Consider the following 18453-nt stretch of genomic DNA (forward strand, 5'->3'; position numbering starts at 1 on the left):
GTCAGCCACCGTCCTTGCCGAGGAACACCGCGCGGGCGAGGTCGTCGCGTTCGGCGAGTTCGCGGGCGTCACCGGTGAACCGGACCTGCCCCTTCTCCAGGAAGACCGCGCGGTCGGCGATCGCCAGCGCCACGTTCAGGGACTGCTCGACGACGATCATCGTCATGCCGTCCGCCTTGAGGCGCTCGATCACCGCGAGGAGGTCCCGGACCACGACGGGCGCGAGCCCGAGCGAGAGTTCGTCGATGAGCAGCACCTCGGGATCGTGCATCAGCACCATGGCGAGGGCGAGTTGCTGCTGCTGGCCGCCGGACATGCTGCCCGCCCGCTGGGCGAGGCGGGCGTTCAGGTCGGGGAACACGTCCAGCACGTAGGCGAGTCGGGCATCGCGGTGCGCCCGGTCCCGGTCACGCAGCCCGAAGGCGGCCATCTCCAGGTTCTCCGCCACGGTCATGCCGGGGAAGGTGCCCTTGCCGCCGGGCAGCAGGCGGATCCCGTACCGGCCGCGCTGCTCGGGCGAGACGTATGTGACGGTCTTGCCGTTGAGCCGGACCACGCCGCGAGAAGGGGTCCCGAGGCCGCAGATCGCCTTCAGGATCGTGGACTTGCCGGCGCCGTTCGTGCCCAGGAGGGCGAGGACTTCGCCGCGCCGGACTTCGAACCCGACACCGAACAGCACCTGCACGTTGCCGTACTCGAAGTCGACGTCGTTGACCTGGAGCACCGGGACCCGCTCCGGGTCCCGGGCCTGGCGGTCCCGCTCCGCGAGTTCCTCCCGCAGCTCGTGGACGACCAGGGCCAGGTCGTGCTTGATGAACGAGGAGCTGCGGATCAGCATCAGGCTGCCCACCAGCGTCGCCGGCACGCCGATGACCAGTGCCGCCGCGCGCGCGTCGTACGAGTCCAGGATGAGCGCGGACAGCAGCGAGCCGCCGGTCGCGCCGATGAAGAAGATGTAGATCGCCGCGAGCGCGGTGCCCAATCCACGCAACCGGTACGGGGATACGGACTGCATGACCGGGCCGATCATCGCGAACGCCGCAGACAGGAGGACGAGCGGCAACATCTGCGCGATGACGAACGCGGGGGCGGTCGGCATGAACCACTGCACCGGCGTCAGCACCGCCACCGGCAGGATCAGATAGCCGACCAGCTTCAAGGCGCGCGCCGGGTCGGTGCGGTAGAGCCGGTCGTAGCGCGGGCCGACGAACGGCAACACGGCCAACACGCCCAGGCCGCCGAGAGTGCCGTACACCCCGCGCTCGAAGGTGCCGAGCCCGAAGTGGTCCTCCATCCACAGGTTGGTCAGCACCGGTCCGGTGAACAGCCCGAAGCCCATGGCCGCGAACGCCAGGACGACCGTCCTGGTGGTGCGGATGCGCATCAGCCGGGCGAACGCCGCCTCGATCGAGATCGGCATCGGCTTGTCGTGGGTGATGACCTCGCCGAGCACCGCCTTCATCTCGTGCTGTCCGCGCGGGGGTTCGGGCAGCCGGAAGGCGTACAGCGCCACGAGCGCGGTGGGCACGCACAGGATGAAGAACGCCCAGCGCCAGCCGTCGTCGCCGCCCGCCACGGCGGCGATCGCGCCGACCACCAGCGGGCTCAGCACCCCCGCGAGGCGGCCCGCCATACCGGTCGCCGCGGCGATGCGGCCCCTTACCCCGATGGGGTAGGTGTCCGCGTTCAGCGAGCCGTGCACCGGCAGCGTGCTCGCCTTGGCCACCCCGACGCCCAGCCGGGCGAGGAACATCAGGAAGACGTTCGCAGCCATACCGCACGCGAACACGAAGGCGGCGAAGGCCAGTCCGGCCCACCCGGCGACCCTGCCGCGCCGGTACCGGTCCGCCAACCAGCCCATCGGCAGCGCACCGAGGACCAGGAACGCGCCCGATGCCGCCGACAGGAACACGATCGCACCGTCGCTCATCCCGAACGAGTCACGGATGTCCGGGGCGAGCACGCCCAGTGTCGCGGTCTCCAACTCGTCGAACGCGGACAGCGCCATCAGCGTCAGGAACGTCGCCGACCCGCCTGCGGCTAGGCCCTGACGAAGGGTCAGCTGCTCGCTGCCCACTCCGGGCAGCAGATCGTCGGCGAACAGCACCTCACGTCCGACCTCGGCCGCCCGGGCACGCGCCGCCTCGGCATCGACGAGTTCGGTGGCCAAGTCCGCGGCGAGGCCGCGGTGTTCGGCCCGAGGGGCGACGGCTTCGGCGGTTTCGTTGCGGGCGTCGTCGTGCCTGGTGCCTTCGTCTCGGGTGGCATGGTGGGCTTCGTTCCTGGTGGCATCGTCCACCGCGCCGCTCATCGGCAACGCCCGGACCGAGCAGGTTGGTTGCGGCTGGCCGTTGCCTGTGGCCGGGCCGGATGACGCGATCGCCGGCCGTGCCGACCGTGGGACGGATCAGGCGCAGGGGCGCGGAAGGTCGTACGCATCGGGCATCCTTCGCGGCTCGGAACGGTCACCACACAGACGAACCCGCAGGCGTGACACCCCCGACTGCGCGTATGCGGCCGTGACGTCTCCCGGTGCGGAGCCCAATTGTTTATTCGAGATTAAATAAATGTCCAGCCCCTTGGGGAGGGGACTTCTCGGCGGTTCCGGGGGGTGAGTCAGTGCACCGACCTCCGCACGCCCCGAGGAAGCGGCGCCCACCGACCGCTCCATACACCTCGACTGCTCGACGTACCGCGACCGCTCGACGCGCCGCGACCGCTCCACACCCGCTACTGCGCGCCCCCGGGGGGATCGCCGCGCGTCAACCTCGGCGGATCTGTCGCATTGCCGCGTGCCCGCTTCGGGACACGTCAGGGAGTCGGCCCCCCAAGCCCGCCAACCCTTGGCGCGCCCCCGGGGGATCGACCTCGGCGGATCTGTCGCAGCTCCGCGTGCCCGCTTCGGGACACGTCAGGGAGTCGGCCCACTAACCTCCGCACACGCCGAGAGGGCCGCCACCCCACCTCCGTACGGGGAGGTCTGCCGAGGTTGGTGGTGGCGATTCCCCGGGGGCGCGCCGGGGTGGGCGGGCTGTGATTCCCAGGGTGGTGCCGAAGTGGCCGCGTGGCGATCGGCGGATATGCCGAAGCCGATCGCGGCCGTGCCCGGAGCGCCCTGCAGGCCCTCTTTGTGGGCTGGGTCTGCAGGGCGTGCTGTCGGCTGCGATACGAGGTGGCTTGGAGGCTTGAGTCTCGGGAGATCGCCGCGCGGATGGGGGCCGGCGTTGCTTGTCCGTCGGCGTCCACGCAGGGCTGCCGAGGATCGTCGCGCGGGCGAGGGTTCGGCGGGTGCCGGGCGAAAGCGCCGGGTGGGGGCGGGGGGCGGGGGCGCCGGGCGGGCGTCCGCAGGCAGGGTCGGCGGGGTCGACCTCGTGGGCCGGTGGGCCGGACGGCCGGACGGCCGGGCGGGCGGGAGGGCGGCCGGGCGGGAGGGCGGCCGGGTGGGGCCCCTCAGCTCTCCACGTCCACCGAAACCCAGAAGTCCGCCAGCGCGCTCGCGGTTTCCTCCGGCCGTTCCTCGTTCGGCGTGTGCCCTGCGTCCGCGATCACGACGTACCGCGCGTTCAGGTTCCGCGCCATCTTCGCTTGCGTCGCGGGCGTCCACGGCTGGTCGTTCTCGCCGCACATCACCAGGAAGCGCACATCCGTTTGCGCCAACGCCGCCACTCGCGACGGCTCTCCCAGCATCGCGCGGATGATCCCGATCAGGTTTGCCTTGTGGGTGTGGACGAGCCGGTGCTTCAGCCACACCTGCGAGCCGTGCGCGAGTCCGGCCTTCCTCAGTTGGCCGCGCATGAGCTTCCACAGCAGCGACGTCCCGCCGATCCGCAGGATCCACACGAGCGGCCCGACCATCCTCGCGCCCGCGAAATCGGTGTTGCCCGGACCCGTGCCGAGCAACGTCAGGCTCCGCACGCTCGACGGCGCGTCCGCCACGGCGCGCTGTGCCACGATCCCGCCGAAGCTGTGTCCCAGCAGGTGCACCGGCACGGGATCGACGGCCGCGATGACCTCGGCCAGTTCGGCTGCGAAGGTGGCCACGTCGTACTCCCGCCACCGGGTCGGTCCGGGCGACTGGAACTGGCCGCGCTGGTCGTACGACACGACGCGATACCCCTCGGCTGCCAACGGCTCCAGCATCGGCAGGAAGTCTTCCTTCGAACCGCTGAACCCGGGCACCAGTACCGCGGTGCCCCGCGTCTCGACGCCTTCCGGCGGCATGATCTCCAGGGCGGCGAGCGGCCCACCGGCCGTGCGCAGTTCGATCCGCTGGGCGGACTCGGGCAGGGGGGTCGGTAGAGCGACGGGTCGGCAACGTCGGCAACGGTGGCCATGACCACTCCTCGATCGAACGGTATGCGGCTGCGGAAATGACGCTGAAACGAGTCAGCGTTCGGAAGGCGCCGAGTGTAGAACCGTCGAATGTGCAAGGGAAGGCTTAGCCCGCGTGCCCGGGCGCAGGCGCAGGCCCAGCCGCGGGTGCGGGTGCGGGCCCGGGTGGGGGTGGGGGGTGGCTTGGTGGGGTCGCTCGGTGGGGCGGCTCGATGAGGTTGTCCCGTTGGGCTGCTTGGTGGGACGGCTCGATGGGTTCGCCCTGTTTGGCCGCTCGGCGGGGTCGCTTGCTCGGGCCGCTTGGTGGAGCTGCTCGGTCGGCCACCCGGATCCGGCTACATGCCTGGGCCGCTCGGCGGGGTCGTTCGGTGGGGTCACCGGGCCGGGCCGGGCGGTCGGGCTGTTCGGTGGGACTGCCGGGTCGCGTTGCTGGGTCGGAGCGCTCGGTGGGCTGCTTGGCGGGATCGCTCAGGTGGGGTCGCTGGTTCGGGTTGTGCGGTGGGGCCACTGGCTTGGGCTGTCTGGTTGGGCTGCTTGCTCGGGTCACCTGTGGGTCCGCCAAGTCGGGTTGCCCGGTGGGCCGTCTGTTCCGGTTACCGGGTTCGGCTGCTTGTTCGGGCCGTTCGGCGGGGTCGTCCGGCGGGGCCGCTGGGCGGCTCGCTTGGTGGGGCCGCAGGGTCGGGTTGCCCGGTGGGCCGTTCGGTCCGGTTGCCGGGTCTGGCTGCTCGCTCGGGCCGCTCGGTGGGATTGTTGGATGGGTCGCCGGGGCGGGCCTCTCGGTCGGGCTGCTCGGTGGGGTCGCCCGCTCTGGCCCTCGCTGCGGCCCTGGGCCGTGGCCGCTCGGTTCAGCCCTGGTCGCGGTCTGCAGGCGAGGGCGTCAGGCCGGCGAGCACCGCGTCCAGGTCGAAGGCGAACTGCGCGTCAGGGTCGTAGTCGGCATGGCCCGCGGCGCGCATGAGCGGCAGCGCGTCCGGCTCGTCGCGCAGGATTTCGCCGATCGTCGCCCGATGCGGCTCCTGCCCGTGGACACGCAGTATGAAGACCGAGCGAACGTTGATGTGCACCAACTCGCCGATCAGCGTCACGCACCGCCCCGCGCCGATCGGGTCGAAACCCGCGTCCACCAGGACCTCGTGCAGCCGCTCGATCTGGTCCAACTGCCGCCGCCCGGCCGGTCCGCTGAACGCGAAGTACTCCGCATGCCCCGGCAGGGTCAACGACGCGTCGCGGGTGGCGTAGGCGAACGCCCGCAACCAGGTGCGCCAGTCCGCGTCCGCCGGAGGCATCCACGACTCGTCGAGTACACGCTCGATCCGGGCCGCGGCCACCAGCGCCGCCAGCGAATCGCGGTCGCCCACGTGGTGGTACAGATTCGGCGAGTGCACCCCCAGACGGTCGGCCACGGCCTTCATGCTCAACGGCTCGCCGGCCGCGTCCAACTCCAGGGCTGCCTGCACGATGCGGTCGCGGTCGATGCGCGCCGGCCGTCCGCGTCCCCGCCGGCCGCCGCTCATGCTCCGACCTCCCGCAATGTCTTCTCCCGCAAATCTCCGGCGCAGCCGCCACCGGCGCACCGCAAGTGGGAATCCTCAGCGCGATTCTTCCACGGGGGTCGGTTCGCGCACCGCGCCGCCCGGGCGTCCACCGCGGACCGCGGAAGACCGCGGGGACGAGGGTGGACGGCTGGGTGGATGCGCTGTGGACCTGCTGGGGATCGTTGTGGAGCCGCCGCGGACCCGGTGCGGACCCGCCGCGGATCTGCTGTGGAACGCCGCGGACCCGCTGCGCACCCGCCGCTGAGCCGCTGCGGATCTGCTGCGGATCGTTGTGGACCCGCCGCGGTCCGCCGCAGACCTGCCGCGGTCCGCCGTAGCGACCGGAGCCACCGGCCGGAGCGCGCCCGAGTAATTCAGCGCGGCTGCCAGCGAGTTCGGTCCCACCTCCGCACACCCCGCCGCCGGCGCGCGGCCGATGCGGGCGGTTCATGGATAGCGAAGCGCAGTTGTCGCCGGCAGCACGCATTGCTCTGTCCGCGCGTTCGGCACTCGTGCCCGCCCGCCCTGTCGGCGGCGTGCGGCCGATGGGGTCGGTTCGCGGGCGGCGAAGAGCGGTCGCGGCTGGCATGCACCACTGCCCACGAGCGGTCGCGGCCTGCATCCACTGCTCCGTAGGCGAGTTCGCCCCCCGCCTCAGCCCGCCCCCTCCGCACGCCCCGCCGCCGGCGCGCGGACGATGCGGTCGGTTCGCGTGTAGCGAAGCGCGGTTGTCGCCGGCAAGCACTGCCCTGGCCGGTCGCAGCCGGCATTCAGCGCCTCCTGGCAGGCACTGCCACCATGCATCGCTCCACTCGAGCAGTCAGCCCCCGCATCCACCACCACCCACCCGAGCCGTCGCCCCGGCATGCAATGCCCACCCGATTGGTTCTCCTTGCAGCCTTTATCCCCCAGTGGTACAAGAAACGCGCAAGCTGACTCGATTCAGCGACTCAGTGGTGTGGTTGCGGTGCCGTCGATGCATCGGTGCTTCGCCGTGCCCCCGCGCGCCCCGTGCAGGGACCACTGGATCGCCGCCCGCTTCCGGTACGCCGGCATGCGCCGGTTCGTTCGGCGCCTCACCGAAGGGCCCTCCATGTCACGAACCCGTACCGCCGCCAGATTCGCCGCCGTGGCAACCGCCGCGGTGATGGCGGCAGGCACTCTCACCGTCACGTCCGGCGCGGTCGCAGCTGCCGTCGACTCGTGCGCCGACATCGACGTAACCTACGCCATGGGCACGCAGTTCGGCGTGTCCGGACCGCCCGACTCCGACCCCGTCTACGACGCCCTCGTCGCCGCACTCGACGCCCGCCTCGCCGGCGCCAAGACGGTCTCGTACTACCGCGTGAACTACCCCGCCGGCCTTGAGCCCTGGTCCGCGTCCGTCGGCAACCGGGACCTCGTCCGGCACATCAAAGCCCAGGCCGCCGCCTGCCCGAACCAGACCTTCGCGGCGGTCGGCTACTCGCAGGGCGCCAACGTCGTGTCCAACTCCGTCGGCGTCAGCAGCCTCGGCTCCCTCACCGGCGCGCCCATCGTCGCCGTCATCCCGGCGAACATCGAACCCCGAGTCACAGCGCTCGTGCTCTACGGCAGCCCGCAGCGCGGAATGCCGTTGTACAAGCCGACCACGATCACCGGCACCTACCAGGCCCGTACCCTCGACGACTGCGCCACCGGCGACCCCGCCTGCGGCGGCGGCGTCGACCCGGCCGCCCACCTGTCCTACTCCCGACCCGAACACAGCGTCCCCGCCGCAGACTTCATCGCGGCCCGCAGCTGACCGACGCGAAGCCTGCCGTCCACCGGGCCTCCGCCCCGCCGGGAGGCCCGGTCCTCAGGTACTCCGCTCCGCTGCCTCCCAGGCGGCTGTGACCCTTCGGGTATCGGGGCGGCGGCCCGGTCGTGGCCGGACGTCGTGCCGACGCGCACGTGTCGGTGTAGAGGCCGACGAGGCCTGCCGTGACCGTCGCAGGGTCTGCGGCGTCCGGTGCCTTGGCGAGGTCGGAGCACACGGCCGGGAACTTGCCGGGCGCGGCGGGGGTCGAGCGTGTAGACGCCGGCGACGCCGGGCGTCCAGGCACTCTCTGAGAAGTTGGCCGGGACAGCGGTCGTCCCCGTTGTCGTCGCTCACTCTGTACGTCGCGGGGTCCGTGTGTTGCCGATTTCGACGACCATGCGGGCGAGTTCACAGGCCGTCCATTCGACGCAGCCACCGGAAAGGCCGCCGCCGACGGCCGTATGGTCGAAGGAGTCGACCATGGCGGCGCCGAACCTCGCGGGGGCGAACTGCCGAGTGTTGCCCAGGCGTTGGCGTACGCGACATAGTGCCGGCCACCTCGCTGAGCCGGCGGGCCCGGCGTAGGGCTCCGTCGTCGGACCGGCCGAACGAACCGACCGGTGAATGCAACTCGCAGATGACTGCCCCGGATGAGCTGAACGCGGTCGAGTATGCACAAGTCGGGCTGTTCGACCTTGTGTCGCCGTGTTCTGCCGGTCGGCTGGGGAACCTCTGCACAGGACGGTGAACGTCGTTATGGGTACGTCAAGTTCATACCTTGGTCAGCCTGGCAACGTTGTGATTGCGCTATCCCGCCGATGATCTCGGCTCGGTTGACTTCGGAAGCCGGTCATCGCCGGCACAGTAACCACTATGATGGACATCTCTGCCACGGCCGACGCCGTTGTACGACACGAGGACCGGCTGGACATCCCGATCCTCGTCCGTGACGGGCCCGCACGACGCCCCAACTCGCAGTGGCAGTCCGCGAGGACACCTTGGCCCACCACCGGCTCGGTGCCGCCTCACGGTTGGTATTTGGCCACGACCACTTGGCGTGAAATCGTCAGGCAGGCCGCCCGGGTGGGCCGCGACGTCACGCCCTGGATCGTCCACCATCCGCAGTTGGCGCTCCAAGAACTCCTGGCTCGGATCTCGCCCCTTCAGGCCTACCTGACGTTGGAGAACATACCCGTCGATGAGGTCGTGTCCGCGCACAGCACGGGACGGCGGCTCGTACCGAGCCTCGTGCACACGCACGGAGCGGAGCGCTCCGCTCGGGGAGCGTTCGGCTACCGGCTTGGGATGACCATGGCGCAGTGGCTGTGCTGCGGACTGATGGGCCTGCCTTCGACAGTCGACGTCGAGTCGCGACCGCCTGCGGGGCTGGCGGGTTTCGACGACCCGAAGAGGCGGTTGCCCGACTTGTGGGGCCATTGCCCGGGGGACGCGTCACCGTGGTGGCTGATCGAGGCGAAGGCCGCCTTCAAGATCGGAAAACCCCAGTTGATGGACGGACAGAAGCAACTCCTGAGCGGCAGCGCCCTGATGGCCGGGCTTCCGCATCGTTTGCTGCTGACCGGTACGAGCATTGCGGACCAGGTTTTCATGACGCTCGACGACATCGAGGTGCCTCCGACACCCGGGGATGGTGGGGGAGCTGCATTGCCTGTGCCGGGACCAACCCCGGGTGGTGCAAGCGAAGACGACGACGCTTTGTTGGAAGCCGCGTTGGACCAACTCCTGGTGTACCTCCACCTGCGCTACGGACCGCAGGCCGGGGTGCGGGTGACTGCGTTGAGCTCGGGCAGTGGCTCCGCCAGGCGGGAGACGAGCGGGAACATGGTGTTGTTGGAGGACGACATCGAGACTCGAGAGGTGCGGAGGGAGCTGCGGGAAGGGCTGCCGGTCGATCATCGGGGTTTGCGTGAACGGGCGGGTGTCGCGGACTTCATTTCGGCGCCCGTCCCAGGGACAGGGGTGCATCTGGGTATGTCGCGCGGTCTGTTCGCCGCCTGCGAGCGACTACACCGTGAACAGAGGCGGATCGCCGAGGAGACGCCGGGCGTCCTCACCTCGGGACATGGTCTCCAACGCCTGCTGTTCGAGACCGAGGACGACCTCGAAGCGGTCCGCCGTCAGCAGCGAGGGCGCTTTCGTGAACGTGAGACCCGGGAGCGCCACCGGATTCGGCAAGAGGTCCGCGAGGGTTACGTGCGAGGAGCCGATTCCGATTGGGCCGAGTTGCTGGGTGGAACCGAACCCCGTGTGTCGCTGGGCGCCGACTTACTGGAGGCAGCCGGGCTCGACACATACGTAGCGGTCGAACGTGACGAGCCCATGCTCGCCGCGGCCCGGCGACGCTGAGGTCTCGGTTTGCCTGACTCTGCGCTTCACGAACTCCATGACTGAGAACGTGGACCGGCCGACTACCGACGTCTCATCTCCGCGACCCGCGGCGGTTCCGGGTATTTTCCTACCGATGCACGCGCTCACGTAGGGGGAGTGGTCGACCAAACCGTGTACGGGTGGATCCAGGACGGGTTGGATTCTGGACGGCTACGGGGGCTTGGCGGGTGGCGTCAGGGTTGGGGCGTCGGGGGTGCGGGTGAGCTGTGCATCCAAGCCGCGTCGAACTGTTGCAGGGCTATGGAGTACAGGAGACCGGGGGCCCGGGCGTAGAGGCAGGGGTAGTTCCTGCCGTATCCGCCTCTGCTGCGCGGCACCGGGCCCACCCCGTAACCCGCCTTGGTGTCGATTACCGAGAACGGTTTCAACGAGAACAAGACGTACCGGGCTGCATGGGGCCGGGTCTTCGTGAGCAACGCGCCAAGCCGGTGCAGTTCCGCGACTATCCGCAGGCCAGGCGACGAGGACTGCCGAGGACTACATGGGATGACCCCAGGACCCCCATGACCCCCATGACCCCCATGACCCCCATGACCCCACGATACGACCGGATCGCCCCAAGCGAGCGAATCGACGACATGCCGACGACGCGCCGGCTTGAGGTCGACCCGGTACACACAGTGATCGACATCAGCACGTTTATACCGTCAACGAACATGATTCGTGATCAAGATCGACGTCCGTGTACGCCGTGGTGATGACGGATAGCGGTGCTTCATCGGGCGGACCTCTTGTCACCGGTTCCGAGATCGCGCGGCTGGCCGGGGTCACTCGGGCCGCTGTCTCCAACTGGCGTCGGCGCTACGACGACTTCCCCGCGCCGGCGGGAGGCGCCGCGAACAGTCCGCTCTATGCGCTCGCCGAGGTCCAGGAGTGGCTGGACCGGCAGCGCAAAGGGCAGGGAGTGTCACCCGAGGTCGAACTGTGGCAGGCCATGCGAGCCGCGTACGGGGACCAGATGGTTGCGGGCCTGGCAGAGGTGGCCGCGGCGCTGGCCGGAGCGGGTGAGTCGGAACTCCCGAGTGACGTCGCCGGCCATGTCCGCGGGCTCGTTCGCACCGAAGCACCCGTCGACCTCGTGAATGGATTGACCGACCGGTTCATGGACTCCGCTCGGCGTGCGGGATCGGACCAGGTGACTCCCGAGCGGGTCGTGCGGGCCGTGCGCCACTTCGCCCCCGAGTTGCCGGCCGACGGTACGGTGTTCGACCCCGCCTGCGGAATCGGGGCGCTGCTCCTGTCCGTCGCCTCCGGGGTCGGGATGCGCTGCTGCGGTCAGGAGGTGGATGCCGACAGCGCCCGTTTCGCGCAGCTTCGTGCCGATCTCCTGGGCCGATCGGGCGTGCGCATCCTGGCGGGTGATTCCCTTCGCGCGGACGAATGGCCGGGCCTCAAGGCGGATTTGGTGGTTTGTGACCCACCGGTCGGCGTGACCGAGTGGGGACGGGACGAGCTGTTGCTGGACGCCCGGTGGGAACTCGGTACTCCGTCCAAGGCCGAAGGGGAACTCGCGTGGCTCCAGCATGCCTATGCGCACACCGAGCCAGGCGGTCGGGTCCTCATGGTCATGCCGGCCTCGGCCGCCTATCGCAAGGCGGGCCGGCGCATCCGAGCGGAACTCGTTCGCCGGGGCATCGTGCGCCAAGTGATCGCGCTGCCGCCGGGGACGGCGACCTCGCACGCCCTGCCTGTTCACCTGTGGTGTCTCCAGCGTCCCGGGAGTGCCGCGAACGCGGATGCGCATCACACCGTTCGCATGGTCGACCTGACCGGCAACAGCCCCGACGGCAGCCTGGAGCCACGCCCCGATCAGGTCGCGGACGTGCCCCTGATCGAGCTGCTGGACGACACCGTCGACCTGACCCCCGGCAGCCATCTCCGCTCCCGAGACCGCGACTACCTCGGCGAGTACGTCGCCCTGCGCAAGGAACTGGAGGGCCACCTCCGCCGATTGGCCGCACTCCTGCCCGAACTCGAGGCGGGCGGCGGACCGGGCTCGCTGGACGGCGCCACCACCGGCGTCGCGGATCTCGCGCGCGCCGGACTCGTCACATACGACGGCCCGGAACCGGTCTCGGCCAGCGAACAGCTCGACACGGACTTTCTGCGGGGATTCCTGCGCAGTTCGATGAACACCCGCCGATCCACAAGCGCCAGTGGGACGTACCGCCTCGACAGCAGGGGTTCGCGTATCCCTCGCATGAGCATCGGCGAGCAGCGCCGATACGGTTCCGCCTTCCTGGCCCTGTCCGCCTTCGAGGAAGGGATGCGCGAGGTGGACACGTTGAGTCGGCAGCTCGCCGAGGTCGCCCGTGACGGCCTCGCCACGGGCGCACTGGCTCCCCGGGAGTGAACGGGAGCGAGGACGGTGCGGAGGATACGGGGCACCCCGTATCCGGAAACGGGGAACCCCGTATCCTCCGCACCCGCCGGCGTCCGGCGGCGGTCAGTCGGTGTCCGGCAGGAACGGGCTCGGAGTTCCGCTCCACGTCACACTCAGCGCCTCGCGCGCACGGGTGCAGGCCACGAAGAGCAGGCAGCGTTCCCGGAGCAGGTCGGCGTCGTGCTGGAGCGGATCCACCTCGCGTGGGGTGATCTCACGCGCGAACGGGACGGTGCCCGCGTCGACACCGAGGACGAAGACCGCGCGGAACTCCAGCCCCTTCATCGCATGCATCGTGGCCAGCCGTATGCCCTCGGTCCTTGGCGTGCTCGTACCGCATCAGAGCATCGAGAGCTTCCGGCGCACCAATCCCGATCGCTATCGTCAGGAACGGCAACGGGCACGATCCACGTTGTTCGTCGCTGCGACCCGCGCCCGCGACGAACTCGTGGTCAGCTGGAACGGCACGGCAAGCGACTTCCTGCCCGAGGGCTCCGACTCGCAGGCACACAACGCTGCCGAGTTGCTTTCAGGCGAGGGACCTTCGTCCGGCTCCGCCGTCGCCTGACCCCGAGTACCCGACCCGAACGGGCAGGTCGCCGCACACCAAATGCGTGTCGATGGCGTCCGCTGCGTCCTGCCGCCGTGCTCCTGCGGTCTCGGCGTAGTGGAGCAGCCGGCACGCGGTCTGCTTCGTGCGTCCACGTGCCTTACTACGCATGCGGGATGTGTCGCTTGCCTGTGACCGCGTTATCAGGGCAGTCGGTTCACCCGGATGCGCGTTGACGTTGCCGACAGACGTATCTACGGTTGTTGCGCTGCGTCGGGGGCCGGGGGAGAGAACAGATCGTGCAGGTGGCCGACATGGATGGGCTCGCGTGGCCCGTCACGGTTCCCGCCTTGCTCTGCCGTGCCGAACGAGCGTGTTTGCGGGCCGACTTCGCAGATATCCGACCGCTTCTGCGCCGGATCGAGCACGATTTCGGCATTCCATCCGACTCCCACGCAGCGACACGGTATGCCGTGTTGCGAAGCGCGGTGGCCGCGCGTGTCGGGAACTGGGCCGAGGCGGTCCGGTGGTGCCCCGACCGGGGGAGCCTGGAGCGAGCGGAGACAGGCGTCGTGCACACCGTCGCCTTGGCAGCCCTTCGTAGGCTTTGCGAGACCGAAGGGCGCTCCGAACCCGGCACCGCCGCGCTTACGATCGTGCTGTGGGCGTACCTGCTGGACGACGACGACCCGGGCGGCTTCCGCGCGTTGCTCACCACGCGGCGCGGCACGGCTGTTGCCGACGATCACTGGGACGAGGCCCGCTGCCGTCTGGTCAAGCGCATCACCGACCTACTGCATGCTTTGGACACCCGCGCCGGCCGAGATGCTCTCGCCGCGTGGGAGACGGCCTGGGCGGCCGAACGCCTCGCTCCCGTACTGGCGTCGGGAACCGGATCCGACAGCCTGATCCCGCTCGAGTGTGCTGCTCGATATCTCGTCGGCCACGGACAAGGTCTCGCCCTGCTTGAGGCTTACAGCGCGCGCCACCCGAACCCGGACACCTGGAGCGCGGATTCCGTCGATGATCATGCCTGCGCCGATGCGCTGGCCCGAGCCTTGTCGCAACGGGGACAGGATCGCGCGCAGACCGGGGAATGGGGCGATGCGCTCGCCGACTTCGCCACGGCTGCGCGGCTCGGTCATTCTCTGGGACCCGGCGATCAGGCAGCCGTGCGCCGCGCCTGGAAGAACGTTGGGCGGACCTTGAACGGGTACGGCTACTCGACCATTGTCCGAATCCATGGCCTCGAAACGGCCTATCCGTTGCTGCCCGGGGACAGCGAACTGGCCGCCGAACTCACCGCCGAGTTGGTGCGACAGGGCCAGAAGGTATTCGACAGCGATACCGAGCAGAGCAGGAAGCGGTTCGCCCGGGCCTTGTCCGTGTCGCCTGGCGACAAGGAAGCAAGGGCCGGGCTCGACGACCATCTTCGGGTGGATTTGTGTCGGACGTTCGACGGGGCCCAGCCGGACGGGAAGCTCGGTGTCCGCGAGGTGCGCGACCTGCTCCGGCGCGATCCGGAGTGTGCATTCGCCCGGAGGTGGCTCGGCGACCACTATGCGGAGAAGGCAGTGACAGCAGCGGTGCGTGGGCTTACCGCACAAGCCCGCGCCGCCATACGCAAGATGCTCCACTACGATGACCACGCAGGCCCGTACGACGAGGAATTCGTCGACGAGAAGCTCGTCGAACTCCTGCTGGGCGAAGCTGAACATGCCGCAGACAAAGGCACGCGTGCCGGAGCGAAGCGCCGCGTGAAACTCCTGAATGCTGTTGCCGACGTTGCGGACCGGCTTCGCGTCGACGTCGGTGAGGAGCCCACCGGACAGGAAACCCTCTTTTGACCGACAGCCCAGCAGTTCCGGACGGCGAGAGTCCCGAGTTGCCTCCCATCCCCTGGTTCGGCCCCACACTGTACGAACTCGTCCCCGACACTCCGCTCGGCGCGCGTCCCCCGCTGCTTCGCAAACAGGCAGCGCAGGCCCAATCCGCGGTTCAGCGCGATCCGGTACAGAGCGAGCGCATTCGCCGGGCCGACCGGAACTCCCACAGCATCGTCGACGCCGTCGTCGCCGAAATGCTCACCCCGCCCCTTCCCAGTCGCGCTCCCGAGGAATGCACGTGAACGGACAAGCCCCGGCCACCATCACCGGTTCCCCGTCCGAACTCGACAAACTGCGCCGCCGGGTCGAGGCGCTGTCGCGCAAGCGGGACGAGGCCGAGTCCCGACTGCAAGCCCTGCTGCGCTCGCTGCTGCCGTTGGATGATCTGCTTGCCGATACGCGCCGTCGTTCCGGGGCCTTGCACGAGGCTCGATCCGCCCGCGAGACAACCGCGGCGCTGGTGGCCGTGGGCGAGCAGATCGACGCGGCCCAGCGCATGCTTCGCAGCGAGATCGCCCGGCACGACGTGACCCCGATTCAGGTGCTGGGCAGGCCGGTCGATCCGGCGGAGATGGAGGTTGTCGGAACCGAGTCTCATCCCGGCGCCGCGGATTGCACGGTGCTGCAGGAGAAGCTCACCGGGTTCCGCCTGGGCGCCGGCGTCCTCCGGCCCGCGCAGGTAATCATTGCGATGCCAAGCCCTGCGTCGGAACGCGAGCCGAACCAAGAGCTTGTTGCGCCGGTCGACGACGGCCCGGCTCCGGCTCCGCCCGGGCCCGATGCCACCACCCGAGGTAACCGGAAACAGCCTCGGCGTACCACCCGTTCCCAGCGACGCCTGCGACGGAGACCGTCGGCTCGACGCGGGCGCTCCTGATCGGAGGGCAGCACGCTGCACGTGCGCGTGCTGTGCCTGTGCAGTGCTCACTACGTCCATGACCCACCACGAGAAAGCATCTTCCATGCAGCGGATTCTCGGCATCGATCTCGGAACCACCAACTCCGTTGCAGCCTGGCTGAGCAACGGCGTCCCCGTGGTCTTGGTCAACCGGCACGGGGGGAAGGCCACTGCCTCGGCGGTGGGCATCGACTCCCACGGCGCATTGTTGGTCGGCAGCGAGGCCCTCAACTGGCGTGCAGGAGACCCCGGTTCGGTCATTACGGAAGTGAAGCGGCTGATCGGGCGGCGCTGGGACGACGAGCTCGTGCAGCAGGTGCTGGAGGCGCGGCCCGACGACGCGCCGCCCGTCCGGGAGAGTGCGGACGGCTCGGTGGAGATCCGGCTGGGCGGGCACTACCTGTCCCCGGTGCAGGTGTCCGCCATCCTGCTGCGGCGGCTCAAGCAGGACGCCGAAACCGCCGCAGGGGCGGCGTTCCGGAGGGCGGTGATCACCGTGCCGGCGTACTTCGCCGAGCCGCAGATCAACGCCGTGCGGGAAGCAGGGCGGCTGGCCGGCTTTCACGTGGCACGGACCGTGCCGGAACCGACTGCCGCCGCACACGCGTTCGGCGTCAGGTCGGCAGAACAGGGCGGAACCCGTGACCACGTCAGCGTGCTCGTCTTCGACCTGGGCGGCGGCACCTTCGACGTGTCACTGCTGACGATCGGCCCCGGCTACTTCTCGGTCGACGCGCTGAGCGGCGACAATCTCCTCGGCGGTGCCGACTTCGACGCGCTGCTCGACAAGCACCTGCGTGAGCAAATCGGCGGGCGCGACCACGGCGGCGAGGGAGACGCCTCCCGGATCCGGACCGCCGCCCAACGGGTGAAGATCGAACTGTCCGCACAGGACGTCGCCGAGGTGACCCTCGCGCCACTCGGCCGCCGGGGCGGCTCCTGGTCGGGTTCGGTGCCGCGCACGGCCTTCGAAGGACTGCTCTCCGAGCATGTACGCCGCATGCGCGAGACGGTCGAGTCCATGCTGAAGGCGGCCGGGGCGCTGCCTGAGGACGTTCAGCATGTGCTCCTGGTCGGCGGTTCCACCCACATCCCGGCCGTCCGACGCGAGCTCACGGACCTCTTCGGTGACGGAACCGTGTCACATGCCGTGGACCCCATGCTGGCCGTCGCCCATGGGGCGGCCGTGGAAGCCGGCCTGGTCGACACCCTCGATTGTCCCGCCGTGACCTGCACCACCGAGCGCATCCCCGCCACCGCCGACGCCTGCCCGGACTGCGCCACTTCGCTCCTCGGCGCCCCGATGGTGGACTGTCCGGGCTGCCATGTGCCCGCCCCCGAAGGCAGTGCCGGCTGCGTTGTCTGCGCCGCGGACTTGTCCGGAATGCATACGGCCCCGCCGGCGGTGACCCGCACGGAGTGCTCGGAGTGTGGCCGGGACGACAACCCTGCATCCGCGACCGTCTGTCTCGACTGCGACGCGCCACTGGACACCGGCGGCCTGGAGTGCCCCGGCTGCGGCATGGTCAATGCTGCCGGCCTCAGCTCCTGTTCCTTCTGTGACGGAGCATTCGGCACCGCCCTTGCCCAACAGGTCACGGCTCAGGACATCGGGCTCGAACTCGCGGACGGTACCGTGGAGGTCCTCTTCCCCAGGGGGACTCAGTATCCGACCGAATGGCAGCGGGTGGATACGCTCGTGGTGCGTGGCGACAGGAGTGGGCTGGTGCGTTTCCACCTCTGGGAAGGCCCGCACACGCGCTCGGCGGATCGCAACGAGTTCTGCGGCAGTTTCGTTCATGAACGCACGGACGGATTCTCAGGAGACGTACCGCTCACTCTTCAGGTGCGGCTCGACGTCGATCGGACCATCGACCTCAAAGTCCGTATCGGCTCCGGCGGTTGGCGCGGAGAACAGCTCAACCGCACCAGAGTGCTCCCCGCCGTGAGTCGAAAGGCGTCCGAACTCCGTTACCGCTGCGTGGACTTCCTGAAGACCTGGGACAAGGAGATTACTTCCGCAGAGCGCGACGCGTTGACCGATGCCCTGGCGGACCTGGAGGCCCTCGGTAAGGGGGAACCCCTGGGTCGTTCCTTGGACGGAGTGCTCGACTCGGCTCGCGACACCTTGGAGTTGTGTGAACAGACTCGCAGTGCCGGAGTGCGGGTGACCATCGCCGCCCGGTACGGGCGTGGGCTGCTACCGCAGTCGCTCCTGGACAGACTGCGGAAGGCCGGCGAAGCGGTGCGAGACGCGCGCAGGGCCATGGCCGTCGAGAAGATGCAAGCTGCCGCGGAACAGGCCGAGGACCTCTGGAGCGGACTCGATCCGGCGATCCGCACCGCGATCCTCACCATCCGTTTGGCCGAGCAGGACTCCTACCCGACGACGCTCCGCAAGGAGGTCCTGGCTGCCCGCGACGCCCTGCGCGACGCCGTGGAGTACGGCGATCAGGACGCCCAGGACTCCCAGCTCGTACACCTCGGGCGTCTCGCCGAGCGAGGCCGTGACCAGTGCACGGACGTGGTTGCCGCATCTTCGGCCGGGGGCGTACTGCCGTCCCGACGGTGAACGCCACGGGGAACAACGGCACGGCGCCGAACTCTCCCGGGCGGCGACGGCACGCGCCTCTGGGCTTCAACTCATGGACACGTCTGTCAGCTCCCCAACTGGCCCGGT

The 18453-nt window shown here is 69.6% G+C and carries 12 protein-coding genes and 1 pseudogene; 8 read left to right on the forward strand and 5 right to left on the reverse strand.

What is annotated here, in order from left to right:
• Position 1: 1 nt before the first annotated feature.
• From ACIBM5_RS00560 to ACIBM5_RS00570, 3 genes are all read right to left on the reverse strand, one after another.
• Entirely contained in the window at positions 2–2311 is a 2310-nt protein-coding gene (locus ACIBM5_RS00560) for an ATP-binding protein (RefSeq protein WP_396004677.1), read from the reverse strand.
• 1139 nt (positions 2312–3450) lie between these two features.
• The gene (locus tag ACIBM5_RS00565; RefSeq protein ID WP_396004678.1) at positions 3451–4221 is read right to left on the reverse strand and encodes an alpha/beta fold hydrolase; all 771 of its coding nucleotides are present in this window, start codon (positions 4219–4221) and stop codon (positions 3451–3453) included.
• A gap of 956 nt (positions 4222–5177) precedes the next feature.
• Positions 5178–5846 (reverse strand): TetR/AcrR family transcriptional regulator C-terminal domain-containing protein, encoded by a 669-nt coding sequence (locus ACIBM5_RS00570; RefSeq protein ID WP_396004679.1) that lies wholly within the window; start codon positions 5844–5846, stop codon positions 5178–5180.
• A gap of 1114 nt (positions 5847–6960) precedes the next feature.
• Between ACIBM5_RS00570 and ACIBM5_RS00575 the strand changes: the two genes are divergently transcribed.
• Positions 6961–7650, forward strand: a complete 690-nt coding sequence (locus tag ACIBM5_RS00575) for a cutinase family protein (protein ID WP_396004681.1) — start codon at positions 6961–6963, stop codon at positions 7648–7650.
• Positions 7651–7997: 347 nt separating this feature from the next.
• On the opposite strand, the gene ACIBM5_RS00580 is transcribed toward ACIBM5_RS00575, so the two are convergent.
• Positions 7998–8324 (reverse strand): XdhC family protein, encoded by a 327-nt coding sequence (locus tag ACIBM5_RS00580; RefSeq protein WP_396004682.1) that lies wholly within the window; start codon positions 8322–8324, stop codon positions 7998–8000.
• A 196-nt stretch (positions 8325–8520) separates the two neighbouring features.
• Between ACIBM5_RS00580 and ACIBM5_RS00585 the strand changes: the two genes are divergently transcribed.
• Both ACIBM5_RS00585 and ACIBM5_RS00590 read left to right on the forward strand, forming a co-directional pair.
• Positions 8521–10014: a gamma-glutamyltransferase gene (locus tag ACIBM5_RS00585; RefSeq protein WP_396004683.1), complete on the forward strand. Its 1494-nt coding sequence runs from the start codon at positions 8521–8523 to the stop codon at positions 10012–10014.
• A gap of 739 nt (positions 10015–10753) precedes the next feature.
• The gene (locus tag ACIBM5_RS00590) at positions 10754–12409 is read left to right on the forward strand and encodes an N-6 DNA methylase (RefSeq protein WP_396004684.1); all 1656 of its coding nucleotides are present in this window, start codon (positions 10754–10756) and stop codon (positions 12407–12409) included.
• Positions 12410–12502: 93 nt separating this feature from the next.
• Here ACIBM5_RS00590 and ACIBM5_RS00595 read toward each other — a convergent pair.
• Positions 12503–12763: pseudogene (locus ACIBM5_RS00595) on the reverse strand (3'-5' exonuclease); the annotation flags it as partial.
• On the opposite strand from ACIBM5_RS00595, the gene ACIBM5_RS00600 reads away from it, so the two are divergent.
• From ACIBM5_RS00600 to ACIBM5_RS00620, 5 genes are all read left to right on the forward strand, one after another.
• Positions 12747–13007, forward strand: a complete 261-nt coding sequence (locus ACIBM5_RS00600) for a hypothetical protein (protein ID WP_396004685.1) — start codon at positions 12747–12749, stop codon at positions 13005–13007. The pseudogene ACIBM5_RS00595 and the gene ACIBM5_RS00600 sit on opposite strands and share 17 nt — an antisense overlap.
• 281 nt (positions 13008–13288) lie before the next feature.
• The gene (locus tag ACIBM5_RS00605; protein ID WP_396004686.1) at positions 13289–14836 is read left to right on the forward strand and encodes a hypothetical protein; all 1548 of its coding nucleotides are present in this window, start codon (positions 13289–13291) and stop codon (positions 14834–14836) included.
• Between the two features lie 38 nt (positions 14837–14874).
• Positions 14875–15117 carry a hypothetical protein gene (locus ACIBM5_RS00610; RefSeq protein ID WP_396004687.1) on the forward strand — a complete coding sequence of 81 codons (243 nt, stop codon included), beginning with the start codon at positions 14875–14877 and terminating at the stop codon, positions 15115–15117.
• Positions 15114–15752 (forward strand): nucleotide exchange factor GrpE, encoded by a 639-nt coding sequence (locus ACIBM5_RS00615; protein WP_396004688.1) that lies wholly within the window; start codon positions 15114–15116, stop codon positions 15750–15752. The genes ACIBM5_RS00610 and ACIBM5_RS00615 overlap by 4 nt, the downstream gene beginning before the upstream one ends.
• Before the next feature lie 58 nt (positions 15753–15810).
• Positions 15811–18345, forward strand: coding sequence for an Hsp70 family protein (locus ACIBM5_RS00620; protein WP_396004690.1), 2535 nt, complete (start codon positions 15811–15813; stop codon positions 18343–18345).
• Positions 18346–18453: the final 108 nt, after the last annotated feature.

The sequence above is a fragment of the Embleya sp. NPDC050493 genome (assembly GCF_044458105.1).
Taxonomy (GTDB): domain Bacteria; phylum Actinomycetota; class Actinomycetes; order Streptomycetales; family Streptomycetaceae; genus Embleya.

Bases quoted from the DNA above. Each gene is read 5' to 3' on its own strand.
- ACIBM5_RS00575 (WP_396004681.1), top strand. From the start codon at position 6,961: ATGTCACGAACCCGTACCGCCGCCAGATTCGCCGCCGTGGCAACCGCC.
- ACIBM5_RS00620 (WP_396004690.1), top strand. From the start codon at position 15,811: ATGACCCACCACGAGAAAGCATCTTCCATGCAGCGGATTCTCGGCATC.
- ACIBM5_RS00600 (WP_396004685.1), top strand. From the start codon at position 12,747: ATGCCCTCGGTCCTTGGCGTGCTCGTACCGCATCAGAGCATCGAGAGC.
- ACIBM5_RS00585 (WP_396004683.1), top strand. From the start codon at position 8,521: ATGATGGACATCTCTGCCACGGCCGACGCCGTTGTACGACACGAGGAC.
- ACIBM5_RS00590 (WP_396004684.1), top strand. From the start codon at position 10,754: ATGACGGATAGCGGTGCTTCATCGGGCGGACCTCTTGTCACCGGTTCC.
- ACIBM5_RS00570 (WP_396004679.1), bottom strand. From the start codon at position 5,846: ATGAGCGGCGGCCGGCGGGGACGCGGACGGCCGGCGCGCATCGACCGC.
- ACIBM5_RS00565 (WP_396004678.1), bottom strand. From the start codon at position 4,221: ATGCCGCCGGAAGGCGTCGAGACGCGGGGCACCGCGGTACTGGTGCCC.
- ACIBM5_RS00560 (WP_396004677.1), bottom strand. From the start codon at position 2,311: ATGAGCGGCGCGGTGGACGATGCCACCAGGAACGAAGCCCACCATGCC.